General features: G+C 50.5%; 20 protein-coding genes and 2 rRNA genes (1 of these 22 cut by a window edge). 8 read left to right on the top strand and 14 right to left on the bottom strand.

What is annotated here, in order from left to right; genetic code table 11:
* Positions 1–31 precede the first annotated feature (31 nt).
* Entirely contained in the window at positions 32–1,525 is a 1,494-nt protein-coding gene (locus OQ371_RS08490; RefSeq protein WP_265993350.1) for a type III PLP-dependent enzyme domain-containing protein, read from the bottom strand.
* 328 nt (positions 1,526–1,853) lie between these two features.
* Between OQ371_RS08490 and OQ371_RS08485 the strand changes: the two genes are divergently transcribed.
* The gene (locus OQ371_RS08485; protein ID WP_265993349.1) at positions 1,854–3,197 is read left to right on the top strand and encodes a UDP-N-acetylmuramate--L-alanine ligase; all 1,344 of its coding nucleotides are present in this window, start codon (positions 1,854–1,856) and stop codon (positions 3,195–3,197) included.
* 92 nt (positions 3,198–3,289) lie between these two features.
* Here the strand turns inward: OQ371_RS08485 and OQ371_RS08480 are convergent, their stop codons facing one another.
* Positions 3,290–6,223, bottom strand: coding sequence for a PVC-type heme-binding CxxCH protein (locus tag OQ371_RS08480; protein ID WP_310586627.1), 2,934 nt, complete (start codon positions 6,221–6,223; stop codon positions 3,290–3,292).
* Positions 6,224–6,334: 111 nt separating this feature from the next.
* Positions 6,335–7,213 carry a sugar phosphate isomerase/epimerase family protein gene (locus OQ371_RS08475; RefSeq protein ID WP_265993348.1) on the bottom strand — a complete coding sequence of 293 codons (879 nt, stop codon included), beginning with the start codon at positions 7,211–7,213 and terminating at the stop codon, positions 6,335–6,337.
* A gap of 139 nt (positions 7,214–7,352) precedes the next feature.
* Between OQ371_RS08475 and OQ371_RS08470 the strand changes: the two genes are divergently transcribed.
* The 7 genes from OQ371_RS08470 to OQ371_RS08440 all read left to right on the top strand — a co-directional run bounded on the left by OQ371_RS08470 (position 7,353) and on the right by OQ371_RS08440 (position 13,838).
* A complete protein-coding gene (locus tag OQ371_RS08470; protein ID WP_265993347.1) occupies positions 7,353–7,898 on the top strand; it encodes an RNA polymerase sigma factor in 546 nt (181 codons plus the stop codon).
* A complete protein-coding gene (locus tag OQ371_RS08465; protein ID WP_265993346.1) occupies positions 7,895–9,475 on the top strand; it encodes a hypothetical protein in 1,581 nt (526 codons plus the stop codon). Before OQ371_RS08470 ends, OQ371_RS08465 begins: the two co-directional genes overlap by 4 nt.
* A 153-nt stretch (positions 9,476–9,628) precedes the next feature.
* A complete protein-coding gene (locus OQ371_RS08460; protein WP_265993345.1) occupies positions 9,629–10,870 on the top strand; it encodes a serpin family protein in 1,242 nt (413 codons plus the stop codon).
* A complete protein-coding gene (locus OQ371_RS08455; RefSeq protein WP_265993344.1) occupies positions 10,867–11,319 on the top strand; it encodes an META domain-containing protein in 453 nt (150 codons plus the stop codon). The genes OQ371_RS08460 and OQ371_RS08455 overlap by 4 nt, the downstream gene beginning before the upstream one ends.
* Before the next feature lie 68 nt (positions 11,320–11,387).
* Positions 11,388–11,816, top strand: a complete 429-nt coding sequence (locus tag OQ371_RS08450; protein WP_265993343.1) for a hypothetical protein — start codon at positions 11,388–11,390, stop codon at positions 11,814–11,816.
* A gap of 126 nt (positions 11,817–11,942) precedes the next feature.
* Positions 11,943–13,235, top strand: coding sequence for an LVIVD repeat-containing protein (locus tag OQ371_RS08445; protein WP_265993342.1), 1,293 nt, complete (start codon positions 11,943–11,945; stop codon positions 13,233–13,235).
* 108 nt (positions 13,236–13,343) lie between these two features.
* Positions 13,344–13,838 carry a hypothetical protein gene (locus tag OQ371_RS08440; protein ID WP_265993341.1) on the top strand — a complete coding sequence of 165 codons (495 nt, stop codon included), beginning with the start codon at positions 13,344–13,346 and terminating at the stop codon, positions 13,836–13,838.
* A gap of 32 nt (positions 13,839–13,870) precedes the next feature.
* Here the strand turns inward: OQ371_RS08440 and typA are convergent, their stop codons facing one another.
* The 11 genes from typA to OQ371_RS08385 form a co-directional block, all read right to left on the bottom strand.
* Positions 13,871–15,685 carry a translational GTPase TypA gene (typA, locus tag OQ371_RS08435; RefSeq protein ID WP_265993340.1) on the bottom strand — a complete coding sequence of 605 codons (1,815 nt, stop codon included), beginning with the start codon at positions 15,683–15,685 and terminating at the stop codon, positions 13,871–13,873.
* A 217-nt stretch (positions 15,686–15,902) separates the two neighbouring features.
* Positions 15,903–16,112, bottom strand: coding sequence for a hypothetical protein (locus OQ371_RS08430; RefSeq protein ID WP_265993339.1), 210 nt, complete (start codon positions 16,110–16,112; stop codon positions 15,903–15,905).
* 144 nt (positions 16,113–16,256) lie between these two features.
* Entirely contained in the window at positions 16,257–16,556 is a 300-nt protein-coding gene (locus OQ371_RS08425) for a hypothetical protein (protein WP_265993338.1), read from the bottom strand.
* 108 nt (positions 16,557–16,664) lie between these two features.
* Positions 16,665–17,513, bottom strand: a complete 849-nt coding sequence (locus tag OQ371_RS08420) for a dienelactone hydrolase family protein (protein ID WP_265993337.1) — start codon at positions 17,511–17,513, stop codon at positions 16,665–16,667.
* A gap of 151 nt (positions 17,514–17,664) precedes the next feature.
* A complete protein-coding gene (locus tag OQ371_RS08415) occupies positions 17,665–18,942 on the bottom strand; it encodes a metallophosphoesterase (RefSeq protein ID WP_265993336.1) in 1,278 nt (425 codons plus the stop codon).
* Positions 18,943–19,012: 70 nt separating this feature from the next.
* A complete protein-coding gene (locus tag OQ371_RS08410) occupies positions 19,013–22,438 on the bottom strand; it encodes an efflux RND transporter permease subunit (protein WP_265993335.1) in 3,426 nt (1,141 codons plus the stop codon).
* 105 nt (positions 22,439–22,543) lie between these two features.
* Positions 22,544–23,677: an efflux RND transporter periplasmic adaptor subunit gene (locus OQ371_RS08405; RefSeq protein ID WP_265993334.1), complete on the bottom strand. Its 1,134-nt coding sequence runs from the start codon at positions 23,675–23,677 to the stop codon at positions 22,544–22,546.
* Between the two features lie 49 nt (positions 23,678–23,726).
* On the bottom strand, positions 23,727–25,187 hold the full coding sequence (locus OQ371_RS08400) for a TolC family protein (protein WP_265993333.1): 1,461 nt from the start codon (positions 25,185–25,187) through the stop codon (positions 23,727–23,729).
* Positions 25,102–25,734 carry a TetR/AcrR family transcriptional regulator gene (locus OQ371_RS08395; protein ID WP_265993332.1) on the bottom strand — a complete coding sequence of 211 codons (633 nt, stop codon included), beginning with the start codon at positions 25,732–25,734 and terminating at the stop codon, positions 25,102–25,104. The genes OQ371_RS08400 and OQ371_RS08395 overlap by 86 nt, the downstream gene beginning before the upstream one ends.
* A 289-nt stretch (positions 25,735–26,023) precedes the next feature.
* Positions 26,024–26,135, bottom strand: a 5S ribosomal RNA gene (gene rrf / locus OQ371_RS08390).
* 113 nt (positions 26,136–26,248) lie between these two features.
* Positions 26,249–26,522 (bottom strand): 23S ribosomal RNA (locus OQ371_RS08385) (it continues 2,623 nt past the right edge of the window).

The raw sequence follows: 26,522 nt of genomic DNA, 5'->3' as shown, positions 1-26,522 counted from the left end.
GGTTGTGGACAGGCAAAAACTATGCTATATTTTAATTTTCCTGTTTTTCCAGTTCCTCAACGGGCTGCTGCTCCTCCTGTTCTTGTTCAGCCGCTTTAGCTGCTTCAATTTCGCGCGTGTTAGGTGCCGTCGGATTGGTATAGCCCAGAATTTTCAGCATGACATCGCTATCCTGTTCGGCCGCAAAAAGCCGGGTGGTAAGCTTGCCTTCGCTGTCGCGGTCCACAATCACGTGCTGTGGCGCCGGAATCAGGCAGTGCTGAATACCGCCGTAGCCGCCCAGCGACTCCTGGTAAGCCCCCGTGTGGAAAAAGCCGATGTACTGATCCTCCGTATCCTGTTCAAAGATGGGCAGGTACAAATCGGCGCTGTGGGCTTCCGTGTTGTAAAAGTCGTGTGAGTCACACGTTAGGCCGCCCAGATTGACTTTCTGATACGGATTATCCCAATTGTTTACCGCCAGCATAATGTACTTCTGGCCCAGGCCCCATGAATCCGGCAACTGTGTAATGAACGAGCCGTCGATCATATACCACAACTCCTTGTCGTTTTGCAGTTTCTGATCGATTACTTTGTAAATAACGGCGCCACTCTCACCAACCGTATAACTGCCGAACTCCGTGAAGATGTGCGGCACCGGCACGTTGTTTTTGTTGCAGATCCACTGGATACTTTCCACGATCTGATCGACCATGGCCTGGTAGTCGTAGGTGAACTGAAAAGACGTCTGGATCGGCATACCGCCCCCGATGTCAATTGAGTCCAGATCCGGGCAAATTTTACGCAGCTCGCAGTATTTATACATAAACCGGCTCAATTCACTCCAGTAATATGCGCTGTCTTTGATACCTGTATTGATAAAAAAGTGCAGCATTTTCAACTTGAACTTACCACTGTTCTGAATCTTAGAACGGTAAAGTTCATTGATATCGCTGTAGCGAATTCCCAGCCGGGACGTATAGAACGCAAAGTTCGGTTCCTCATCGGTCGCAATCCGGATTCCCAAGTTAACGGTTTCGGCGGTTACATCCTGGTAGGCTTCGATCTCCTTCAAGTTGTCCAGCACCGGCACAACGTTAAATCCTTCGTTCAGCAACTCACCAATGTACTGGGTATAGAGCGGCCGCTTGTACCCGTTGCAAATGATGAAGGTACTTTTATCAATCTTCTCGTCTTTATACAGTTCCCGAATCAGGGGAATGTCAAAAGCCGATGAGGTTTCCAGGTGAATTTTATTTTTTAAAGCTTCTTCCAGCACAAACCGAAAATGCGACGACTTGGTGCAGTAACAGTACGTGTATGTACCCTTGTAATTATACCGTTTCATGGCATTCTTGAACAACAGACGGGCGTGTTCAATGTGCTCGGTGATTTTGGGCAGGTAGGTCAGTTTCAACGGGGTTCCGTATTGCTTGATGATGTCCATCAGCGGAACATTGTTGAACAGCAAATTATTGTTTTCAACTTTGAACTCAAGTGTCGGGAATTCAAAGGTCTGTTCGATCAGGTCGTTGTAGCTTTTCATCCTTTCGGCAGAAGCATAGAAGCGTGTTTTGGTTTCGAAAAAAGTCTGCGAAAATGCCATAAAAAAGGCAGCTTTGCAATGACGCAGGAACGTGTTTACAAAAACAAAATGTAAGCCTGAACCGACGCCTGATTTTCAAGCTGCTGCTTGGCAATTCATTCACATTAAGGAAAACGAAAAAACTGGGGTTTTGATTCGATTAGCAAAGTTAAATTTTAGAATGCGCTGCGGGTGTTTTTGAAAAATCCGGACGGTTTCGGGACCTCTGAAGCGATTTTCGGTTTAAAATCAAAAGAACTTGTATTTTTAGCGCTACAAATTTGACAGAATGAAGCCATTGACGATTCATTTTATTTCCATTGGTGGTAGTGTGATGCATAATCTGGCCATCGCACTTCATCAACAGGGACACCACATCACCGGCTCCGACGATGAAATTCACGAACCCTCCCGGACCCGCCTTCAACAATACGGTTTACTGCCCGCTCAAACCGGCTGGAACCCGGATGCCATTCAGCCCACTCTGGATGCGGTCATTCTGGGCATGCACGCCCGGCCCGACAACCCCGAGTTGCAGAAAGCGCGGGAATTAAACCTGCCCATCTACTCCTACCCGGAATTTGTGTACCAGCAAAGCCTGAACAAACAACGCATCGTCGTTGCCGGCAGTCACGGCAAGACCACCATTACGGCGATGATCCTGCACGTTCTGAAATACCACAACCGCAATTTTGATTACCTGGTCGGGGCCCAGATCGAAGGCTTTGACATGATGGTTAAGGTAACGCCGGATGCCCCCGTTATTGTTATTGAAGGCGACGAATACGGTTCGTCAGCCATCGACCGGCGACCGAAGTTTTTACATTACCAACCCCATATTGTTCTCATCAGCGGCATTGCCTGGGATCACGTCAATCTCTATCCCAGTTACGAAGAATACGTTGATCAGTTCGAACTGTTGGCCGACGGGATGTTCAAATCCGGTACGATTGTTTTCGATGATACCGACGACATGCTAGATGTAATTGCCCTGAAAGAGCGGGAGGATGTGACCCGCCAGCCTTATGATGTACACCCGTACCGGATTGAAGACGGGAAGACGTTTCTGGTGACCAAAAATCAGGGATCAGTACCGGTTCTGATATTCGGGGAGCACAACATGAAAAACATCAGCGGGGCGCTGGCCGTCTGCGATCACCTCGCCATCACGGAGGAAATGTTTTACGAAGCCATTCAGAGCTTTAAAGGCGCACACAAACGCCTGGAGAAGGTGGTTGATGACGGCCCGACGGTGGTTTTCCGGGATTTTGCCCACGCTCCCTCAAAAGTTGAAGCGACAACCGAAGCGGTCAAAGCGCAGTACCCCAATCACCGCTTGATTGCCTGTGTCGAACTGCACACGTTTAGCAGCCTCAACAAAAATTTCCTGACGCAATACCGTGACAAACTCGATAAAGCCGATGTAGCCGCCGTCTTCTACAGTCCGCATACGCTCGAAGCCAAAAAACTCGAGGCCATTGACCCGGCCGATATCATCACGGCCTTCGACCGCCCCGATCTGCGCGTGTTTACGGACCCAGCCGAATTACAACGCTTCCTCAAAAGTCAGCAAAATGGTCAGCCAACGGTTTTCCTGCTCATGAGCTCGGGAAAAGACCTGAATTGGGAATAACGACAACCGGGATTGCACCGACTTAAGGGACAGCGGGAAAAGCCATATTTCCAATCAATCCGCTGGTCGGTGCAATCCCGCTCTGAGACCGTTTAAGGCTTCTTCAATAAATATGCTACCAAATCCGCCAATTGCTGCTCCGAAAGCCCCAGCGAGGCTGGATCGGGCATCAGGCTCGTGCTGTATTGTTTGCGGGAGGCAACCTGGGCCGTAGGGACGGTGTGTTTCTGCCCAGCCGCATCTTTTATGACCAGCGCCTGCTGGCCGTCACTGATCAGAAAGCCGTAATAGGTCTGTCCGTTTTTGGTGGTCACCAGCCAAGGTTCGTAACCGAATGCCAGACCCGCGCTCGGATTCAGAATGGCGTCGAGCAATCCGTTCCGGTCGAATTTCTGGTGAATCTTCGTTAGTTCCGGGCCAATGTCTTTCCCCTGTTCACCGTGACGATGGCAGGTGGCGCAGGTGGTTTTAAAAACCGCCAGCCCCGCCGTTTCGTTGCCCGCAAGGGATGCAATGGTTTTCAGGGACAAAGCCGTGGCGCCGTTGGGCCGTTTGAAATAATCGCCCGCCATCGTTCGCACGCTTTGGTCGGGGTTGGTGAAAATGATTTCACTGATGGCCGGTTTCAAACTTTCGGGCAGCTTCTTTTCAGCGGCCAGACCCACCAATAGCTTTCCGCCTTCCGGGCTGATGGCCATTTCTTTCGCCAGCTTCAGCTTCTCTTCGGCCGGGGTGTATTCTTCCATCAACTTCTGCCGGAGGGCCAACGCCCTCTGCTCAATCTCCGATAATTTTGGTGGCATTACTTCGTCCCAGTTCAGCAAGGTGGCCCAGTCGTTCGACCGGCGGAAGTTAGCCCAATACTCGGCTTGTTGCGCGATTGTTTTGTCATCCAGTTTGGTCAGTTGTACCATTGCCCGGGCGGCTGTCGGGTCTTTCATGAAACCCAGGGCCACCAGCGCCTGTTTGCGGGCGTCGGCAGTCAAGGTTGGAGCCAAAGCACGTTGCTTCATCAAGTCGGCCGTACTGAGCGGGTGCAGGCGCCAGATCAGGTTAGCGGTTTTCTGATCCCATTGAAGGGGGCTGACCGGAATCAACGGCTTTAGGGCCGCATACAGCTCCTCTTCTTTTTTGTCTGCCGCCATCCCGACGGCTTCCAGATAATACCGATCAACCCCGTCGTAGTGATTTGCCAATTTTACCAGCAAGTCCCGGCACTGCTCAAATGGAACATCCCGTAAAGCGATGGCGACTTCCCGCCGAACCGCCGGCGATGGATCATCAACCATTTGCCGGGCCAGCGCCAGTACATCCGGCTGGACCTGCTTCAAGGCCCGGAAAGCCGTGACCCGTAAATCGACCTGATCCGACTTCAACAATTCTTCTGCCTTCTTCCGGCCTTTGGGTCCGAGCTGGGCGAGCAACCAGACCGCCCGGGCGCGGTGGTACGGGTTCGGTGCGTCGAGTAGTTTGGCGACGGGTTTCACCACTTTGTCACCCTGCGCTCTAAGCTTATCGAAACCCAACACCCGAATGTTGATGGCGGGATTCGTCAATGCCGAGATCTGTCCTTTCGTTGTAGCGGTGTTAATTTCCGGAACCTTCAGACTTTTGCCCTTTGGAGTAATTCGGTAAATACGCCCGTAGCCTTTGGGGTCCTTCATCTGGTGCCCGCCCACCACCGGGTCAAACCAGTCGGCGATGTATAACGCACCATCCGTTCCGACGGTAACATCACTCGGGCGGAACCATTTGCGAACGTCTTCTTTGATGTCATTCCATTTGTAGTCTTCGTCAACTTTGTCGAAGGTGCTGATGAAATCAGTTCGGGGCATCCGGTATCCGGCGCCCTGCGGTTCGGGTTTGTAGCTAAAGATAACGTTGCGACCCGCTTCGGCGCTCAGCAACAAACCCCGGTATTTTTCGCCGAGCTGATCTCCTTCGTAAAATACCATACCGGTTGGCGATCCGGCTCCGCTGATGTCGCCCGCCGGAATCACGCCCGGGTCTTCCTGATGCCAGTGGGCCGTTGGAATTGTCTGACCGGGCCGCTGGTCGCCCTGCCAGAATCGGGTCCCGTCTTGACTGAAGTAGCCCATGTTTCCACCTTCCATGAGCCAACTCGTCCGGCAGGCCACCACCTGGTCGTCGTTGTCGTTTTGCCAGAGGTTGCCGTAGGAGTCGATGGCAGTTTCGTAGTTATTCCGGAAGTTATGGCCCAACACTTTCAGCCCCGTTCCGTCCGGGTTGATGCGGAGCGCCAGACCGCCCACCCAAACCCGGCCGTCGTCACTAACCATGTTGCCTTTGTTGAGTTTATTATAGGGCGTCCCGCCGGTGTAAATGCTTCCGGAGCGAAGCGTCCACCCCGCCTTGTCGGTGACCGTATGGGGCCCGGCATTGCCCGTGTTGAAATACCACTTGCCGTCGGGTCCGGTCACCAGTGCGTGCAGCGAATGATCGTGATCGAGTCCTCCAAAGCCGGTCAGAAATACCTCTTTTTTGTCGGGTTTGTCGTCGCCGTTTTCGTCAGTATAGATGACCAGATGCGGGGCCGCCGAAACAATGGTTTTGTTCCCGATTACGGCAATTCCCAAGGGCGAAACTAAATCTTTATCTTCCACGTACACCTTCGCCCGATCAGCCTTGCCGTCGCCGTTAGTATCTTCTAGAATCATGACCCGTTCGCCGTTCGGATGGTCGAGACGGGTTCCCGGTTTGTTGTTAAAGTTTCGGTAGTTGACAGCCTCCGTCACCCAGATCCGACCGCGGGCATCTACGTCGATGTTAGTCGGGTTGTAGAACATCGGAGCTTCGGCCCAGACGGTAGCCTCCAGGTCGTCGGGCAGGTACAGTTTACTGGAGTCAGCGACCATCATCGAACCCCGTCTGGAAGGTTCTGACGGCTCGGACATGCTGTGCTCGAACTGGCGCGTTTCTTGCGGTTGAATACTCCACCAGGACAAGGCTCCCAGTAGGATGGACGTACTTAAAAGTTGGGTCGAGTTTGGAATAGCTGCTTTCATTATCGGGTGTTCCACGTGGAATAATTACCTGAAAAACAACATTTAAGAGTAGTCAAACTTATTATAATAAGTACTTATTCTAAAATTTCGTGGAACAGTGATCGTCCCATCCTATGACAAAATCTCTCTTACAAACTTATTATTATAAGTGTAACTTTCCAACATGTTTTTACCCTCTGGCACAGCACCTTCGATGTGTATCCAACCCCGGTATTGAATGTCGTCAAGTGCTTTCCGAACCTCGGGGTAGTTGACCTTGCCCTGCCCCAGCAGGAAGCTGTTTTCCTTAAAGTGGAATTCGCAGATCTGATTTTGCTTTCCAAGCCAGCGAATTTCCTTTAAAATATTATATCCCATTACGGTGGAGTTGCAGACGTCGTAATAAACTTTCAGAGCCGGTGAGCCCACGGCTTCAATGATCGCCATATGCTCTTCGGCGCTCAGCCACGATTCGATCGCCAGCACCACCCCTGCCTTTTCGGCTTTGGGGGTGACGGCTTTCAACCGGTCAATAACCACCTTCCGACCCTGGGGATCGTTCTTCAAATCGCCTTTGTTAAAGAAAGCCAGCAAAACGTTTTTAGCGCCGAGCGCCCTGGCCACATCGACACTGTCCTGGACCCATTGTTCGGCCCGCGGGTCGGCTTTGTACGGAATGTTGTTGAGCTCGCCCAGGGCCAGACCGCCGATCTGTACACCGGTTTTTCGGGCCGTTTCGCGCCAGGCTTTTTGCAGGTCTTTCCGGCGCAGGTGCATGTCGTTTTTTTCCGATCCCATGTTCACCTGAATACCGTCGAGGCCGATGGTTTTGGCTACGTCGAACGCTTCGATTTTGCTGGACTGGCCGATTGACCAGTCACAGGCCCCGACGCGAAAACGTTGGTCCTTTCGGTTTTGTAAACTAATTTTAAAGTTTGAAAGAGGTGCTGACAGGTGGGGACTTACCCCAATAAAACCCAGCGTTTGCCGGAGCGCCGTACGTCGATTCATGAAAGTTTAGGAATAGATTTTGTTCAAAAGTACAGGCAAAAAGTAATATTCTCTCGTAGCCAGCGAGTTAGGCTTAAATTTATTTTATAATCCTTTCCAACCGTTGGACCGGCGTTGGGGTCAGTAGCCATGAATTGATATGTTGGATGAACGAGCGTTAGTTGACGGCTGTCGACATAAGGACCGAACTGCTCAGCGAAAACTGTACGAGTTATTCGCCAGGAAGCTCTTTGTCGTTAGCCAACGGTACACCAAAAACCGTGACGACGCCGAGGATGTGCTGCAGGATGCCTTCGTGAAAGCCTTCCAGCATATGGATACATTTCGGTTTGAGTGCCCGCTGGAAGCGTGGCTGAAGCGCATTGTGATTAACACAGCACTTAAGCACATCCGCAAACAAAAGCCGTGGCAAAACCAAGCCGAACTGGATGATGTTGCTCCTAATGTATTACCGCAGACGGAAGACAGCTTATCGGGTCTGCACTATCAACAGCTTTTAAAGATGGTGCAGGAACTCCCGCCGGGGTGTCAGGCCGTATTTAACCTGTACGCAATTGAAGGGTACACGCACCCCGAGATCGCCGAATTATTGGATATTTCAGAAGGTACCTCTAAATCGCAGTTTTCGCGTGCTCGCATGCTGCTGCAACAAAAGATTCAGAACGAACGTCCGATTCCGAAATGAGTCTCTCGAACGAAGAACAATTTAATGCAGAATGGCGCAAGGTCTTCGAAGATGCCGCCGAAAGCCCATCCGATGAGCTTTGGGACGGTATTGTCCGTCAGTTGGACGAGGAAGACACGACGCCGGTAATACCGCTCTGGCCCCGCGCAAAACCGTGGGCATACGGAGTAGCTGCTGCCGTTATTACTCTATTGATAGGTTGGTGGGCAACGCAGTCCATCGATAATGCCGGTTTGAATTCTCCGACGGTAAGCCAAACCACCAATTCGGCTACCAACTCGAATGCGGGTAAACAAGCGGCCGGGCCGAACCGCGTTTCCGCCCAGCCGGAAGTAACACCTGACAACTCGGATACGAAATTAGAAACGGCTCCGAACCGCGACGAAACCCTGGCCGCCAACCAACCCGCGACGACCGCCCGCAACCGGTCAGAAGCGACGGGCACGCCTGATCAGCTTGGCAAAAACAAAGCCGTTTTAGCCAGAAGATCCGAAAACAATCCGGCTACTCAGCCGCAGGCAATGATAGCCTACCAATCGCGCCGGGCCAACCGTCCGACTGGCGCGGCTCAGGTCAACGGTGGTACACCCTCCGAAGCGACACCAGCCACCTTGCAAAACACGGCCCTAGCTGCCGACCTGACCGCCGACACGCAACTGGCCTACGAAGCGTCTTACATCAACAGCCGGTCAGCCCTTGCCAAGAAACCGGCTCCAATTAGCCGCATCATCTGGTACCAGGCGCCGGAAACTGTGATTGAGCCAACGGAAAAAGAACGCTCCCGAAAAGAGTACTGGGCGGCTTTGACGGCCACCCCAATGTCGTTCAATCCGATGGCCAGTGTGCAGTCGAATTTCAGCCAGACCTATGTAGCCATGAACGGTGTTCAACAAAATAGCCGCCAGTACAACACCTCCTCGCTCCAGAATCAGGCGCAGGTATCCATGGCCTGGCAGGCTAGCTCTGGTGTCAAGTTGAGCAAACACTGGTCGGTGGAAGCGGGTATTCAGTACCTAAACGGGCGCTCGCAGACCCAGAACAACGGTGTCGTGACCAATGCGCTCACGAATCAGACCGAAAACCTGCTGGTCAACGCCATTCGGAGCAGCAATCCAGCGCTCCCACAACTGGCAATGGACTCGCCCAATAATTCGTATCTGGCACCTACGCTGGTTGATAAATCGAATGGAAATGCCTCCTTCCTGACGGTTGTTCCGTCCAATCAGGTCGTTTCCAACAACTTTCAGTATATCCAGGTTCCGGTTCAGATCGGCTATCACATTCTGCCCGAACACAAATTCAGCTATTCCCTGCTGGGCGGTCTGATGGCCAACGTTTTTCTGAAGAATACAATTAACGATGCACTGGAAGTTAACCCGATGGACCAGGTCTATCGCCCTACTGCATTGGCCGGAACGGCGGGTTTACGGATCAACTACCATCCTACTCATCATTGGTCGGGTTCCTTAACGGGTTCTTACCAGCAATCGCTGCAAAACGGAACTAACCCGGACGCCCAACTGCAAATTCGCCCGCAAGCGGTTGGGGTCGGCTTTGGGTTGAATTATCATTTTTAATAGGTGGGATTTCCCTGGACAGCATCGGCCGGCGGGGGAATCCCACATATTTTCATTTTTCCTTCTTTTTTTCAAGCTCCCTTACAACCAATTCATTTCCAATCGGGTCCTTACTCTTGAGCGCTCAAGATGGTAAATTAAATCCTATTTGAGATGAGAAGAGTAGCCTTTATTTCAAGCACATTGGCAGCCGCTTTTTTTCTGACGACGGCCAGTTGTCAGACCGAAAACTCGCCAAACCCGCCGACCGTTGGTTTAAAAGCGACCCCGAAAGCGCGGCTATTTGCCCAGAAGACCAACGACTTTTCGTTTGATTTTCTGAAGCGCATCAACGAGCAGGCAAAAAAAGACGAGAACATTTTTGTTTCACCGCTGAGTCTGCACATGGCCCTTGGTATGTTGCTGAACGGTGCGGCCGGGCAGACGGCGGATGAAATGAAAAAAGCGATGCATCTGGACGGTGTTTCGCTGGCCGACGCCAACCAAACCTATGAGCTTTTAATGCAGGGATTGCCCACCGCTGATCCGAAAGTAACAACAAAACTGGCTAATTCCGTCTGGTACCGCAACGGTTTTTCCGTGGAGCCCTCGTACCTCGATGCGACCAAGAAAACGTTTAACGCCCAGATTTCCGGCGAAGATTTTAACAATCCAGCTCCGGTCATTACTAAGATTAATCAGTGGGCTAGCGACAACACAAACGCCAAGATCAAGAATGTCATTCAGGAAATCAAAGACAACCATGTGCTGTTTCTGCTGAATGCCCTGTACTTCAAAGGCGATTGGAAACGCCCATTCGATCCCAAGAGTACCGTTGATGCACCGTTTGAACTGGCATCCGGTTCCACTAAGCAGGTAAAACTGATGACCATGACGGGCGGTCTTCGCCATGCGTTCCGCCCCACCTATGGCGCCTTTCAGCTGCCGTATGGCAATGGCACTTACTCCATGACGGTTTTGCTGCCAAACGAAAACTCGTCGGTGGATGCGCTCATCAGCAACCTAAACGCAACCGAATGGGCCGAATTGCAGCAGTCCCTGAAGGAAACTAAAGTAGCCATTGGGCTGCCCAAGTTTACGCTGGAGTACGAAGCCAATCTTAACGATGCGCTATCTCAAATGGGAATGCCAACGGCTTTTACGGATGCTGCCAACTTTACCGGCATCAGCACAAAGGAAGGGCTGAAAGTTAGCTACGTTAAGCAGAATACGTTTGTGGCCGTCGATGAGAAAGGAACCGAAGCCGCAGCAGTAACCAGCATTGGTGTTGAAACGACCTCCATGCCTCCATCGCTGATTTGTGACCGGCCGTTCGTCGTTCTGATTACCGAAAAAGAAACGGGTTCCGTGCTCTTTATGGGCAAAATAATGAATCCACAAACAACGGTACAATGAAAACTATCCTCATCTTGGTTTCAGCGATTTTTCTGATCGCTGCTTCCTGCAACGATAAAAAAAATACAACGATTCAACCGCTCTCTGCCGCCAGTTTTGCCGGAACTTACAAGCTCGTTGAGCCGGGTTCAAAATTTGAAATCAGTCTGGTACTGACCTCTGACTCCACCAGCGGTGAAGTTACCAACCGGGTGGCTTATAAAATTGCCGGCCGCTCGTCAGTTAATCACTACTTCGGAACACTGATCGGTTCGTCGGCATCAGATGACGTGCAGATTAGCGCTATTGGTTCGACCAAAATGGCGGGACCGGCGGATGCCATGCAGTTTGAAACGGAATACTTTAAAAAACTACAGGCCGTAAAACGGTACGAAGCCACTGGAAACCGGCTGCGGTTTTTTCCGGGAAGCAGTGATGCCGATGCGCTGGTATACGAAAAACAAAAATAATACAACCTGAAAATAGGGAGCGGGGCCGGTAAGAATCCACACCAGCCGGACTCCGCCCCTTTTATGAAATGAAACCGTTCCAGACATCGCTACTGCTTTTTGCTCTGATTTTTGCGGCCCTAGCCTGCGAGCCCTCCTGCGGCTGCTCGCCCGCTCCCGAAAAATATTCTCCTTTGGTGGGTCGGTGGGAATTGAGCCAGATTAAGTACGGTATGACAGGAACAGTTGCCACTCCTCAGCAGGCAGGCTACACAGAAACGCTGGACTATTACGCCGACGGAACTTTTCGACGGCTAAAAAACGACCGGGAAGAAGAAAACGGGAGTTTCCGCATTACGCAAATTGAAAACATCGCAGGTTTTACGGAGGCCCTTTATTATCAGAATAAGACCTACCAGCCGTATCGCCTTCAGGAAAATACGCTATTGCTCTACGAACGAGCCCCGAATGACGGTGTGATAGCCGACGGAGCCACATACACATATCGAAAACTTTGACCTCTGATTCATTGTGCAAACCGGATTACCCGGCGGCCCTGCCTGCCGGGTAATTTTTTGTCTATATATTCCAACGCTTTCATATTCAGGGGGGTCAGAAGAATGGTATACCTAAACACCTGTTGTATGAAACTGACTTTTTACGCGCTCCTCGGGATCGTGTTGGTGGGCCTGAACGGCTGCACCGACAAATGCAAGGAAACCCGGACGTTCCGGCAGTACACGCCCTTCACACTAACCGTTGCCCAGGTGCGCAACGGTATCCAAACCGAACAGCCCCGCACGCTTGCCAGCCCGGGTAAGATCTACACCAAAGACGGCTTTCTGTTCATTAATGAAATCAAAGAAGGAATCCACGTGATTGACAACCGCAATCCGGCGAACCCCAAGATGGTCTCGTTTCTGCGCATTCCGGGCAATGGTGACATGGCCGTTCGCAACAACATCCTGTACGCCGACAGCTACATGGACCTAGTGGCTTTCGACATTCGGGATCCGCAAAACATCCGCGAGTTGAATCGTGTCAAAGATGTTTTCCCGAATGGGCAGTTTGAAGGCGGTTTCTGGAACGTTCAGCAGGATTTGATCAGTGATCAGAAGGCTGAATACGTTACCCAAACCGTTAGCACCGACTGCGAGGATGCCGTAACGACCGCCGGGTGCCGCAACTGCGTTTTCTTTGATATGCGCGGGGGTCTTTCACAGAATTTCAGCAACGCTCCGAATGGTTCGCCCGTGCCCAGCACAAATGGTACAGGTGGCTCGATGGCCCGATTTGCCTTGTACGACAACTACCTGTATACCGTCAGCCAGTCGGAAATGCAATTGTTTGATATCCGAACGCCCGCCAATCCCAAAAAAGGCAACAAGATCAACCTTGGCTGGGGTATCGAAACCATCTTTCCGTACAAAGATAAGCTGTTCATCGGTGCTCAGACGGGTATGCATATTTACGACAACAGCAATCCCGAACAGCCCGTCCGGATGTCGACCTTCCAGCACGCTCAGGTTTGTGATCCGGTGGTGGTTCACGAAGATAAAGCCTATGTAACTCTGCGTTCGGGTTCGCCCTGCGTCGGATTCACGAATCAACTAGAGGTGGTCGATGTATCGAACCTGTATAACCCGCGTTTGCTAAAGACGTACCCGATGAAAAACCCGCACGGTTTGGGCATTGACTTTCCGACGTTGTTTATCAGTGAAGGTGCCTACGGCCTGAAAACCTTCAATGCCAACGATGCGCTGAATATCGACCAACTGGAGCATCTGGAAGGTTTCCACGCATTTGATGTCATTCCGCTCGGAACTTCTCTGCTGCTAATCGGGATGGATGGATTTTACCAGTATGATTACAGCAATCCGAAAAAACTGCGCTTGCTGAGCAAAATTCCCGTTCAACGTCCTTATCCGGCCAGCTAACCACCTTCATGCATGAAAAATCTAGTTGGCATAGCCGTTTGGCTATTGTACTTTTGCGCTTTACCGACCTTCGCACAAAAAGACCGTTTTAAGCCCGTTTTTACGAACATGACAGAAGTTGGCATGGCATTCGGGCAAGTTCGTTACAACGTCAATCTGGCCACCGAAAACGTCAAAAAACGTCAGAACCTCACGGCTCAGACGTTCAACGGTGTTCAGATTCGGCCAAAGCTGGCCTTGGGCGGAACCGTGGGGGCTGACTGGTACAACACGGTATTGCTGACGCCGGTCTGCGCGGGGGTCCGGTATGACCTCGCTCAACCGGGAAAAAAGAACCTTCGGGTGTTTACTAGTTTTGACACGGGATACGGCTTTACCTGGTTTAACGAAGATCCGACGGGATATGAAACGCGGGGGGGCTGGGTGATCTCACCCGGCATCGGTTTTCGCATCGGCCGGCCCCAGAATGCCAACTTTATTATGTCCCTCAGTTATAAACGGCAGGAGGCTGAAACCGATAAACCGCTGGGCTGGAACGAGATTCACAAAGTTGAACACCGGGTTTACAACCGGGTTGCGTTTCGGTTAGGCGTTAGTTTTTAAACAAAAAGCCCCGGCTGGTGCCGGGGCTTTTTTTAGGCCATCGCAAACTTGTGCTGATTGCGCTTGCGTTCGTTTTCGTCCAGATAAATCTTGCGAATCCGCATCGACTTCGGCGTTACCTCCAGGTATTCGTCTTTCTGGATGTATTCCATCGATTCTTCGAGCGAGAACGATACTTTCGGTGCAATCCGGACGTTGGTGTCAGAACCCGAAGCCCGCATGTTCGTCAGCTGCTTCGCGGTTTGTACGTTCACCACAATATCGTTCTGGCGGTTGTGTTCGCCAATTACCTGACCGGTATAAACTTCGTCGCCCGGCTCGATAAAGAACGTACCCCGATCCTGCAATTTGTCAATGGAGTAAGCCGTGGCAACTCCACTGGTCATTGAAATCAGGGAACCGTTGATCCGCTCAGGAATAGCGCCTTTATAGGGTTCAAAGCTTTTGAAACGGTGTGTCATGACGGCTTCACCGAAGGTTGCCGTCAGAACGTTCGACCGCAAACCGATCAACCCGCGTGACGGAATTTCAAACTCCAGGTGTTGCAAATCGCCCTTCGGCTCCATAATCAACAGTTCACCCTTCCGCTGGGTGGCCAGTTCAATTACTTTTCCGGCAGTTTCTTCCGGTACATCCACCACCAGGGTTTCTACCGGTTCTAGCCGATTGCCGTTATCATCAAACTTGTATAACACCTGAGGTTGACCCACTTGTAGCTCGTAGCCTTCCCGGCGCATGGTTTCAATGAGGACCGACAAGTGTAGAATCCCGCGTCCATATACCAGAAACCGGTCTTCGCTATCCGTGTTTTCAACCCGTAGCGCCAGGTTTTTCTCAATTTCTTTATACAACCGATCACGCAAATGGCGTGAGGTAACGAATTTTCCTTCTTTGCCGAAGAATGGCGAGTTGTTGATCGTGAACAGCATGTTCATCGTCGGTTCATCCACCGCAATCCGCTCAAGCGCTTCAGGATTTTCGGCATCGGTCAACGTATCGCCAATTTCAAAATCCTCCAATCCGGTTACGGCACAAATATCACCGCACTGTACATCGGCAACTTTTTGCTTACCAAGTCCCTCGAAGGTTTGCAGCTCTTTAATCTTAACTTTCTTAATCACATCCCCTGCTTTGACCAGAGCCATGTTAGCGCCTTCTTTCAGTGTACCGCGCACAACCCGGCCGATGGCGATCCGACCCACGAAGGCCGAATAATCGAGCGATGTAATCTGCATTTGGGGAGTTCCTTCCACGACCGGAGCGGGCGGGATGGTTTCCAAAATCGTGTCCAGCAGGTAGGTAATGTCTTCGGTCGGATTTTGCCAGTCCGGACCCATCCAACCCTGTTTTGACGAACCGTACACTGTTGGGAAATCCAACTGCTCTTCGGTAGCGCCCAGGTTAAACATCAGGTCAAATACTTCTTCGTGTACTTCTTCCGGCCGGCAGTTTTCTTTGTCGACCTTGTTGATGACCAAAATTGGCTTCAAGCCCAGTTGCAGCGCTTTGCTCAAGACAAACCGGGTTTGCGGCATGGCACCTTCGAAGGCATCAACCAGCAGACAAACACCGTCGGCCATTTTCAGAACGCGTTCCACTTCACCACCGAAATCGGAGTGGCCCGGTGTATCGATAATGTTAATTTTTACGTCTTTGTACCGAACAGAAACGTTCTTCGACACAATCGTAATACCCCGTTCCCGTTCCAGGTCGTTGTTGTCCAGGATCAGGTCACCGAATTCCTGATTTTCACGAAAAATCTTGGAAGCGTGAATAATTTTGTCAACCAGCGTCGTCTTACCGTGGTCAACGTGTGCTATGATAGCTATGTTGCGAATAGATTGCATACAATATTGTGATAAAAGAGTATAGACAATAGATGAAAGACTCGTTGCGTCTGATCGTGGGAAGGTAGTTTTTCGGTGGTTTTCTGTTGTCCTCTCAATTAAGCCGCAAAGATACGTAATTTTTAGCTGAATAACAGTATTTTACAATTTATTAACCGACTAAAAAACAAAAAGCCGGGTTGCCCCGGCTATAAGTACAATTTAAGATGCGTTCGGATTAAAACTTAGGGCAACCGCACGAGTTTTTCTTCTTAAAAAGGCCCCACATGAACCCTTTTTTCTTCCGGTATCCACGGGCTTTTTTCCGTTTGAAGCTTTCCGTATTTTTTAGTTCGCTATGGGATGTCTTAACGACGGCGGCTTCAACCGGAGCTTCCAGTGGAAGCATCAAGCATATCGTAATTCCCAGCAATACAAGCTTTTTCATAATTCTCCGGCTCTTTGTATCTAGTAAACGCAAAGAAATTTGAAAAGTGCGTAATCAGGGTAAAGTTTTTCTTACGATTTACTTTTTGCAAGCATGCCAAGGCCTGACTATAAAAAAATACCGCCTTTACGACGGTATTTTCTGTTAACGTGGTCCTCGGCTGCCGCGGTTGGGACGGTAGCCGTATTGCGGGGCCCGCCGGTAATCGTTTCGGTAGTGACGCTCCCGGTAACGCCGGGGATGCGATTTATAGTAAACTCTCGGCGGAGGAGTCACAATAACGGGTGGCTGGCGATAATACCGGTAGGGAGCATAACCGTAGCCATAGGGATGACCCGGCCCGTAATCAGCTCTCACACCAACGCCAACCGAAGGCGCACAACTGGTTAATACAATCCCCAGCAGGGCAATCACCAGCAACGAAGTCAGATTATGCGTTTTCATGATGATAACAGTCTATTGGTAAATACTGGATACCTGTTAGACCCGTTTGGTTCATAATGGTTTAACGCATAATTCGAAAAACTTGTTCGAATCTGGCCTACTATCTGACTAGACTTTCAGGTGCGTTTTCAAGTAATTCAGCGTGATCTGATAAGCATCGGCCGTCGCTTCTTTGTCGTAACCCGGATTGCTCGGATTGGCAAAGGCGTGGGGGGCATCGTACATTTTGATGGTGATGTCTTTGCCAGCTTCTTTCATGTTTTTCTCGAATTCCGACACGGCTGCGGGCGGAATACCGGAGTCTTTGGCACCGAAAATTCCCAGTACATTGGTGTTCAGGGCTTTCAGGCGCTCGATGTTTTTTTCCGGCTGACCGTAATAAATTACACAGCCCATGGTCTGTTTACCGCCCAGAATAGCCGACTGCAACGACATACCGCCCCCAAAACACCAACCCACGTTCGCAATCTGCGCTTGTGGCCCCACATACGAGAGTGCGCCCTGCATGATGGCTCCCAGCCTTTCGCGCGGCACCTGAACCAGTTTTGAAGCCTCTTCGCGGGTCGTTGCCACTTTCCCGTCGTACATATCAATGGCCAGCACGTTTACATCTTTAAGGTCGTTGTAAAGCTTCTCGGCTTCCTGTTTAATGTAGTCGTTGAGGCCCCACCATTCCTGATAAACAAACAGCCATTTGTTGGTTTCCTTCGGAGCCTTGAGCAAAAAGCCGTTGGCCTCTTTGCCGTCGGGCGTTTTGAATTTTACCATTTCGCCGGCCGCGCTCTTGTAGGTGAAAGGCAACGGTTCTTCGTGAAGCATCACAAAGGATTTGTTACTGGCCAGCAAGGCCATGTCATTATTGACCTCCGCAACGGGTTGGTCGCAGCAGGACGGAGCCTGGGCGTAAGAAGCAAGTGCGACCAGAAGGCCGCCAGCAAGCAGGAAAAGCTTTTTCATGGGTTGTTTGTCTGAATTAGGATTATCGTTCTGAACCTGAATTCCGCAGCTTGACCAGAATCGGCCAGCCATTGGGTTAAATTGCTGGCTTCCGCTACGGCGCAGGGCGGTCCGTGCCGACCGTTTTAATTCCCGTACTCCAGGTTCAGATTTACACTTTTTTCAATTCGAAAATGGTGACTTCGGGCCAGATACCGACGCGCCCCGGGTAGCCCAGGTACCCGTAGCCCCGATTGACATACAGATACTGCTGGCCTTGCTGATAAAGCCCGGCCCATTGTTTGTAGGCATACTGCGACGGACTCCAGCGGATGCTTCCGACTTCAACGCCAAACTGCATCCCGTGCGTGTGGCCCGCAAACTGCACATCAACATCCGGAAATTGTGGCCGTACCTGAGCGTCCCAATGGCTGGGGTCGTGAGAAAGCAACAGCTTGACCGGGTAATCTTCGGTGCCTTTGTAGGCTTTGGCCAGATCACCGTATTTCGGCCACCGGCCCGACCCCCAGTTCTGGATGCCTATTAAAGCGATTTTGTCACCATTTTGTTCTAAAATATGGTTTTCGTCCATCATCAGATTCCAGCCCATCAGTTTATGAGCGGCCATCAGATTCTGCAGATTCTGCCGTTTCGCCTGCTGGTTTGGCCAACTGACGTAATCGCCGTAATCGTGGTTGCCCAGCGTTGAATAAACGCCCATCGGCGCTTTAACCTTGCTGAAAATATCGATGTAATTTTCGACCTCATCGGCGGTATTGTTTACCAGATCGCCCGTAAAAAAGACGAGATCCGGTTTTTCACGCAGCAGCATTTCTACGCCCCCTTTCACGGCCGTCTTATTGAAAAAACTGCCGGAGTGAATGTCCGAAAGCTGGGCAATTTTCAGCCCGTCAAAACCCGAGGGCAAATTTTTGAGCGGCAACTTGATCCGGCGGATGCGGTAATCGTGCGCCCCCGAAATGATGCCGTACGAGAACGCGACCAGCGGCACCGCCCCGGCGACCAAAGCGGTTTTCATCAAAAATTCGGAACGCGGAATGACGTTCGTCGCCGGGATGGTCGACTGCGTGGTGTCGTTCACCGCTTCGCGGATGTCGGGCCGGTAAAAAAGCGAAGCCACCCAGCGCACAAACCGCCCCAGATCGTCTACGAAAATGAACAGGACAGCAAATACTTTGGAGAAATATGGTATCAGAATGGCCGACCAGATAAAGCCCCGGGCGATGCGCCCGACCGCGTCTGGCGGCAACAACTGCATCGTCAGGTAGGTGACGATGGTGACCGCGGTAAAACCCCAGTAGACGAGTTGAACAATCCGCTGGGTGGTTTCAGACGCTGAGCGGATGACGGTTTTGATAGCCTGAAAAACATACCAGTCGATCAGGACTAAAATGGCCGATACAATGACAAACAAGACAAGACGGTTCATAGCGACGCAAAAAGAAAACCCACAGCGTAAACAGACACCGTGGGTTTTTCGGTTCAATACAGTTAGTTATTTATTCATTCACTAATTCTGGTTCGCGAACGGATTCGGCTGATTTTTTCGAGATCCGGCCTTTCACTTTTTCGCTGACCCAGTACATACACGGTACAATCACCAGCGTCAGAACCGTTGAGAACGTTAGCCCGTAGATGATCGTCCAGGCCAGGATGTTCCAGAATACCGCGCTATCCCCGCCGATGATCACGTGCGGGGCAAAATTCCGGAACAGGCCGACAAAGTCGATCGTCAGACCCAGCGCCAACGGAACCAGACCCAGCACGGCCGCCGAAGCTGTCAATAATACCGGCGTCAGACGGATGGCCCCGCCCTCAATGATGGCTTCGCGCAGGGGCATCCCCCGCCCCCGGAGTTCCTCAATGAATTCAATGAGCAGAATACCGTTCTTCACTACGATACCCGCCAGCGCGATGATGCCAACCCCGGACATGATGACGGAAAACGTTTTTCCGGTGATCATAAAGCCCAACAACACCCCGATCAGCGACAACACAATCGTGAAGAAGATGATAACGGGTTTGCCCGCCGAGTTGAACTGCGTGGCCAGAATCAGGTAAATCAGCAGCATGGCCAGGCCAAATGCCGACGTCAGGAAGTTCATCGATTCCGCCTGATCTTCCTGTTCACCGCCCATTTTGATGACGTACCCATTCGGTACTTCGATGTCCGTGATCAATTGCTGAATCTGCGCAACAATCTCGTTGGCGTTGAAGCCCGGCACCACATCAGAAGCCAGCGTAATAACCCGCTCCTGATTCTGCCGGTTAATCTGGCTGAACGTTGTCGAGTAGCTGATGTTAGCGACCGACTGAATGGGAACCTGCCGCAGTTGACCGCCCATGTTCATGTCCCGGTACACAATATTCAGACTGAGTAGTTGCTCGATCTGGCTCCGGTCGTCCGGTTTCAGCCGGACCATGATGGGGTATTCATCCTTATCATCCCGGAACTTCGATACTTCCAGACCAAACAAAGCCGTCCGAACCGCCATCGCTACCTGCGCCGACGAAATTCCTTCCCGCTCGGCTTTTTCCCGGTCGATGTTGATTACAATTTCCGGTTTGTTGGTAATCAAGTCGGATTTCAACTGGTCGATTCCCTGAATACCGGACTGGGCGATTTTCTGACGCACCTGCTTCTCCAAACCTGACAGGGTTTTAAAATCGTCCCCGGAGATTTCAATCGAGATCGGTTTTCCGGTTGGCGGCCCGTTGCTTTCCCGCTCCACCGAAATCTCCGTTCCGGGAATGCCCTGCATGGCTGTCCTGACTTCATTCAGCAGCACTTCGGATGAAATACCGTTCCGGAGTTCTTTTTTCTCAAACGCCACCGTCACCTTCGATTTGTGGGGCGTGTCCGAACGATCCGGGTTATAGGGGTCACCGGCGTTTTTACCTACGTTTGCGATCACTGAATTGACGATGCCCGTAGCTTTATTTTTTTCCAAGACATCAAAAACCCGTTTTTCAATAATCTTCGTGACCGAATCCGTCACGTTAGCATCCGTACCAACCGGCATCACGTTGTAAACGTAGATGTAATCCGGGTCACCGCTGGGGAAGAAGATAACCTTCGGCTGCACGATGCCCATCAGGAAAAACGTCACAAACAGCAAGACAACCATGCTGGCAATCGCGCCGATGGGCCGCCAGCCGACCAAAATCCAGTTAATCAGCTTCCGATACCCGTTTTTCAGCTTGGGCAACAGTTTCTCCTGGAAAGGAACGATGATGTATGGGGTGAGGATATAGTGGTTAAAAACGTAAAGAACCATGAAGAACACCAGGAAGTTACCAATGCCGCGGTCAATCAGGTAGCCGATGACGGCCAGAACAGCCATGATGATTAACGGCCGGCGAATTGGGGCAAAACCCTGATTGTCTTCGTGGTGATCATCATCGTGGCGTTTCATGAACGTGACGGCAAAAACCGGGTTCATGACATAGGCCACAAACAACGACGAGAACAGCGTCAGAATCAGCGTCAGCGGCAAAAACTTCATAAACTCCCCTACAATGCCCGGCCAGAAAAGCAGCGGGAAGAAAGGCGCAATGGTGGTTAGCGTACCGGACAATACCGGAATGAACACCTCACCGGCGGCCGCTTTTACCGACTTCTTAATGTCCCAATCTTTATTCAGGTTGAACAGACGGTGGGTGTTTTCAATCACCACAATCGCGTCGTCCACAACCAGCCCTAGGCCCAGCAAAAAGGCAAAGAGAACGATGGTGTTCAAGGTAAATACCGTCCCGACGACGGGACCAACGATTGGCATACACACAAAAGCCACCAACGCCGAAAGCGGTACCGATAACCCAACGAAAATGGCATCGCGAACCCCCATAAAAAACATGAGAACCAATACCACGAAAATAAAACCGAGAATTACGGTATTGACCAGATCGTGCAAATCGGCCCGGGTTCGTTCCGACTGGTCGGCTGTCACCTTGATGTCCAGCCCTTGCGGAAAACGGGTTTCCTTGTATTCGCTAATGACTTCTTCGATTTTATCGGAAGCCGAAATCAGGTTAGCGCCGGAGCGTTTGATCACGTTCAGCGTCACAACGGATTTGTTGTTCAGCCGCGCAAAATCCTGCTGTTCTTCGAAACTATCCTGAACCTGGGCAACATCGCCCAGGCGAACCGTTGCGCCCGTTGAAGTCCGGATTTGCAGGTTTTGCAACTGATCTACGGCATTGAACTCGCCTTTTACCCGCAGCGTCCGGCGAACCCCGTCAACGTTAAGGTCACCACCGGAGACGTTGATGTTTTCACCCTGAACGGCCTGCTGAATGTCGTAAAATGCCAGTCCCGCCGACTGCATTTTTGGCAAATCCACGTTGATCTGGATTTCGCGTTCCAGTGCTCCAACAATATCCACCCGGCTGATTTCGGGCATGGCTTCAATGGCGTCCTGCAAATCCTCCGCGTACTCTTTCAACCGTTTCAGTGAGAAATTTCCCGCCAGGTTGACGTTCATAATTGGGAATTCGGAAAAGTTGACATCCTGCGCCGTCGGGCCGTTATCCAGTTTCTGCGGTAAATCCTGCCGGGCTTTATCGATCGCGTCGCGAACCCGCTGCAAAGCATCCGGTATCTGAACATCCGGGTTAAACTCTACCAGGATCACTGATACATCCTGCAACGCATTGGATTTAATTTTCTTAACGCCGTTGATGGACTTCAACTGCTTCTCGATCGGCTTGTTGATGGTGTTTTCCACATCCGCCGGGGCCGTACCGAGGTAAACCGTGTTGATGTAAATCTGCGGTACTTTGATATCCGGAAACTGCTCTTTGGGCAGGTTATTATACACCACCAAACCGCCCAGCGTGATGATAATGGTAAAGATGTAAATGGCCGTCCGGTTCTCTACGCACCAGTTGGTAAAACTCAGGGTTTTATACTGTTCGAACTTCATGGGCTTTAAGAGTTGTAGAGGAACACAAAAACGGGCAGATTAAACCGATCCGAACGGATATTAGTCAAAATCCGTTGAACCCGCCGAATCCGTGTGCCTCCTGTTTTAGAAATTTATCGGTTGTCCGTCCACTAACTCCTGATAACCTTGCGTGATAATCTGATCGCCCGATTGCAACCCGTCCGTAATTTCAATCTGACCGCCGTAGCTCAACCCCGTTTTCACCTGCCGGGCTTTGGCTACTTTCTTGTTATTTTCATTGACCGCTACATAAACCAGTTGGCCGTTTTCTGTACTCTGTACCAGATTCTGGTTGATGACGATGGCTTTCTCTTTTGAAATATCGTTGATCTTGATCTGCGCCAGCATGTTCGGTTTGAGACTGTTGTCCGACGGCAGCGGGGCTTCGATCGTAAACGTGCGACTGAGGGGATCAACCGTGGTGGACACGAAACTGATCCGGGTTGTCAGCTCTTTGTTGATATCCGGAAAACGAACGATGACCGCATCGCCCCGGCGCACACTGCCCGCGTAGGTATCCGCCACTTTCGCCACTACTTTGAGCTGTGAGAGGTTGACTACATTGACAATCCCAACGCCCGGCATTGCCGATTCACCCGCCTTCACGTTTACCCGGTCTACAATCCCCGAAATCGGCGAAGTAACGTTCGATTGCGACAGTTGGGCATTCAGAGTGGCCAACCGTTTTTCGAGTCCTTCCTTGCTATTTTTGGCCTGCAGAAATTGAATCTCCGTACCGATCTGCTGCTTCCAGAGATTAGCCTGCTTTTCGTACACGGTATTTGCCAGCGTCAACTGGTTTTTGATTTCTTCCAGAGATTCCCGTAAAATCTGATCGTCGATCTTGGCCAGCACCGTACCGGCTTTAACTGCATCGCCTTCCTTGACGTAGACCGCCGTAATCGCACCACCCGATTTTGGGCTTACCTGCACGTTGTTCTTAGCATCAATTGCCCCCTGCAACTCAACAAAATGCTTGAAGGTAGTGGCCGCTAATGGCGTTACGGTTACCTCCTTTATTCTGGTTTGTTCAGCCTGCTTTGGATCGAGTTTGGCAACCTCGGTTTCCAACGCACGGATTTTTGTTGATAATTCGCTCTGCTGGCTTTTCAACTCGGCTAGTTCCTGCTTTTTAGACGCCAAGTCCGACTTTTTCTCCTCTGACGAGCAAGACACCATCAAGGCCGTTGCCAATCCGATTATGTAGTAAGTTTTCATCTTTGATTACTGTATAGTAGTGCTTGAGTAGCGTGAATAGAAATGGAGATTATTGACCGGTATATAATTTGCCCAGCGCTTTATCGAGGTCAACTTTTGTAATCATATAATCCAGTAAAGACGAGAAATAATTGGTTTGTGCTTCCCGGAAAGAAGTTTCGGCGTTCAGCACTTCAATGTTAGAACCGACGCCTTCCTTATACTTGATGCGCGTAACCCGGACCACTTCCTGCGCCAGATCCATATTGCGTTTCTGACTCTGCAGCGTTTGCAGGTTATTGGAGAGCGTTACGGTTGCCTGCCTGATCTGTAGGTCGATGGAGTTCTTCAGGAGTTCTCCGCTTTGCCGGGCCTTGTCGATAGCAATCTTCCGTTGCTGGGCCGCATAACGTTTTTGAAAGCCGTCGAATACCGGCACATTCAAGTTTAGGGTAATAGCCGCTGAATTGAACCACTGCGTCGTCCAGAAATCCATGAAGTTATTGCGACCGTTGTTGTGCCCGTAGGTGGCAGCCGCGGTCAAACGGGGGTAGTATTGCTTTCCGATGCTCTGATAATCCAAATCGGCCAGTGTAATCTGAGTCTGTAAAGTTGAAAATTCGATGCGCTGACCGTAGTCAAAAGCCGAGTCCAAAACGGCAGCCCGTTCCAGATCCTGCTGGCTATACGTTTCGATCTGGTCGGTCAACTGAATGGGTGCGTTGATGGGTAACCCCATCTGAAATTTCAATAGGTTATAACTTAGGTCAACCAGGTTCTTCACATTTTGCCGGTCGGTTTTCAAGTTATTTAACTGGACTTCCAAACGATCTATGTCGATCTTTTCAACAAATCCCTGGCTGTTCATGGCTCTCGTTTCCCGCAAAAGCGTATCAACTCGGGTGATATTCAAATCCAACAGCTTTAGCCGTTCTGTACTCACCAGAACACCATAATAAGCTTTAGCAACCTGTTCGGCCACGTTGATCTTAGAGGCTGCAATGTTTTTCTGAGCCAGTTCCCGGTACGTCGCTGCAGCTCTGAGACCGATTTTATAAGATGCGTCAAAGATTAATTGGTTGACGTTGGCGGCAACACTTCCCTGGTATTTTACCCCAAAAGGGATAGCCGTAACATCATCGCCATTGCTACTTCCCCCACCGGTTGAGGTGGAGTCCACGGGCGCACCGAAACCACCCGCAGGAAAAATAAACTTCTGAATGATGGCATTATACGTTGCCGACGCTCCAACATTTATTTGGGGTAGCGCGAGGCCTTTCACTTCCTTAATACGTGCTTCGGCGCTTAGTGCATCGAGTTGCGTATTCTTTACATTAAGATTTTGTTGGGTAGCAAAACGGATAGCTTCATTTAATGAGAAATCATGAGGAGTTTGAGCCATTACCGAACCCAATAATCCCGTAAGCAGTAGTAGCAGAAACGGTTTACTTGGGAGAAAATGCGGGGTCATTCTGGTATTGTTGAACATATTGGTTGTAGATAATTGATCCTTTTTCAGTAAGTATCCCACGCACAAAATGATGAAGTAGCTGAATTTGTACTTCTTTCATACCCGCCAACATCCTGGGAAAAACATCTGTATCATAGGCCATGCGTATAAGTTCTACGCGAAGTCTGGCCATTATTTCAATATCTATTTCCGATCGGTAGAGGCCCTGTTCTATACCTCTCTTTAAGTTTGACCGGATGGATTCAAGCAAAAACTTTTCTTTGAATTCGGTACAAATCTCCCAGGCCCTCGGATAATGCCGTTGCACGTCAATTAGTAGAGCTGGGTTCATTTCTGCCAAATATTGCCGCATTAATTCCGACGCCAGTAGAATCTCTTCAATTGGATCCTGAGCAGTCGCTAATCGACACGACACATTTTCCCGATTCTGATCCATCCGATATTGAATAACTTGATAGACAATATCATCCTTATCGGTAAAATGTTGATAAAGCGTTTTCTTAGAAATACCGATATCCCGTGAGATATCGTCCATAGTGATGCTACGTGTACCAAATTTCCAGAAAAGGGCTTCTGCTTTGGATAAAATACGCTCCTTGATTTCCAACGACTTACTACTTTTTTGAAATTGAAACTTCAGAAACTTTCATTAAGTTCATAGTTTCCTTAGTTTTATTTCAGCCATTTGGAAGACTGACTACATATACAAATTTCCTCTTAAATAGTAAGATGAACAACCACTAAGGAGTGAAACGGCTGTTTTTTCGGATGAACCTACCAGTTTTTGAAGATGAAAGGTAAGAGGTGAGACTGTAATTGTAGAGAAGCATTTAGAAGCTCTGGAAAGGGCAAAAAAAAGTCCCCATCTCATTGCTGAAATGGGGACGGATAATCTGTGGTGGCGGCAACCTACTCTCCCGGAAGTGACTCCAGTACCATCGGCGTAACGGGGCTTAACGGCTCTGTTCGGTATGGGAAGAGGTGTTCCCCCGCACCCTTGCCACCATCCCAGCTCGTGCGGTGCTGTGCCTCAACGGACACACCTACCGTGGATGGTTCTTTTTTAAGCTTCTTTAAGAAGAAAGAGATTCACAATCACCAGACTCCCACCAACAATGTCAACGCTTCGGCCCTCAGGTCATTAGTACGGCTCGGCTGTAACGGTCTCCCGTCCTGCACCTGCCGCCTATCAACGTCATCGTCTCTAACGTCCTTCAATAGAAGACTCATCTCCGGGCCGGCTTCGCACTTAGATGCTTTCAGCGCTTATCCAAACCCCACGTAGCTACCCGGCCGTACCGTGGGCACAATAACCGGTTCACCAGCGGTGAGTCCACCCCGGTCCTCTCGTACTAAGGGCAGCCCCCGTCAATCTTCTAACGCCCACCACAGATA

The sequence above is a fragment of the Larkinella insperata genome (genome assembly GCF_026248825.1).
Lineage (GTDB): Bacteria > Bacteroidota > Bacteroidia > Cytophagales > Spirosomataceae > Larkinella > Larkinella insperata.
The sequence above is the reverse complement of the archived record's forward strand: the minus strand, read 5'-3'. Positions and strand labels throughout refer to the sequence as shown.

Coding starts and splice junctions, on each gene's coding strand:
- OQ371_RS08490 (WP_265993350.1), bottom strand. CDS start 1,525: ATGAAAAGCTACAACGACCTGATCGAACAGACCTTTGAATTCCCGACA.
- OQ371_RS08485 (WP_265993349.1), top strand. CDS start 1,854: ATGAAGCCATTGACGATTCATTTTATTTCCATTGGTGGTAGTGTGATG.
- OQ371_RS08480 (WP_310586627.1), bottom strand. CDS start 6,223: ATGAAAGCAGCTATTCCAAACTCGACCCAACTTTTAAGTACGTCCATC.
- OQ371_RS08475 (WP_265993348.1), bottom strand. CDS start 7,213: ATGAATCGACGTACGGCGCTCCGGCAAACGCTGGGTTTTATTGGGGTA.
- OQ371_RS08470 (WP_265993347.1), top strand. CDS start 7,353: ATGTTGGATGAACGAGCGTTAGTTGACGGCTGTCGACATAAGGACCGA.
- OQ371_RS08465 (WP_265993346.1), top strand. CDS start 7,895: ATGAGTCTCTCGAACGAAGAACAATTTAATGCAGAATGGCGCAAGGTC.
- OQ371_RS08460 (WP_265993345.1), top strand. CDS start 9,629: ATGAGAAGAGTAGCCTTTATTTCAAGCACATTGGCAGCCGCTTTTTTT.
- OQ371_RS08455 (WP_265993344.1), top strand. CDS start 10,867: ATGAAAACTATCCTCATCTTGGTTTCAGCGATTTTTCTGATCGCTGCT.
- OQ371_RS08450 (WP_265993343.1), top strand. CDS start 11,388: ATGAAACCGTTCCAGACATCGCTACTGCTTTTTGCTCTGATTTTTGCG.
- OQ371_RS08445 (WP_265993342.1), top strand. CDS start 11,943: ATGAAACTGACTTTTTACGCGCTCCTCGGGATCGTGTTGGTGGGCCTG.
- OQ371_RS08440 (WP_265993341.1), top strand. CDS start 13,344: ATGACAGAAGTTGGCATGGCATTCGGGCAAGTTCGTTACAACGTCAAT.
- typA (WP_265993340.1), bottom strand. CDS start 15,685: ATGCAATCTATTCGCAACATAGCTATCATAGCACACGTTGACCACGGT.
- OQ371_RS08430 (WP_265993339.1), bottom strand. CDS start 16,112: ATGAAAAAGCTTGTATTGCTGGGAATTACGATATGCTTGATGCTTCCA.
- OQ371_RS08425 (WP_265993338.1), bottom strand. CDS start 16,556: ATGAAAACGCATAATCTGACTTCGTTGCTGGTGATTGCCCTGCTGGGG.
- OQ371_RS08420 (WP_265993337.1), bottom strand. CDS start 17,513: ATGAAAAAGCTTTTCCTGCTTGCTGGCGGCCTTCTGGTCGCACTTGCT.
- OQ371_RS08415 (WP_265993336.1), bottom strand. CDS start 18,942: ATGAACCGTCTTGTCTTGTTTGTCATTGTATCGGCCATTTTAGTCCTG.
- OQ371_RS08410 (WP_265993335.1), bottom strand. CDS start 22,438: ATGAAGTTCGAACAGTATAAAACCCTGAGTTTTACCAACTGGTGCGTA.
- OQ371_RS08405 (WP_265993334.1), bottom strand. CDS start 23,677: ATGAAAACTTACTACATAATCGGATTGGCAACGGCCTTGATGGTGTCT.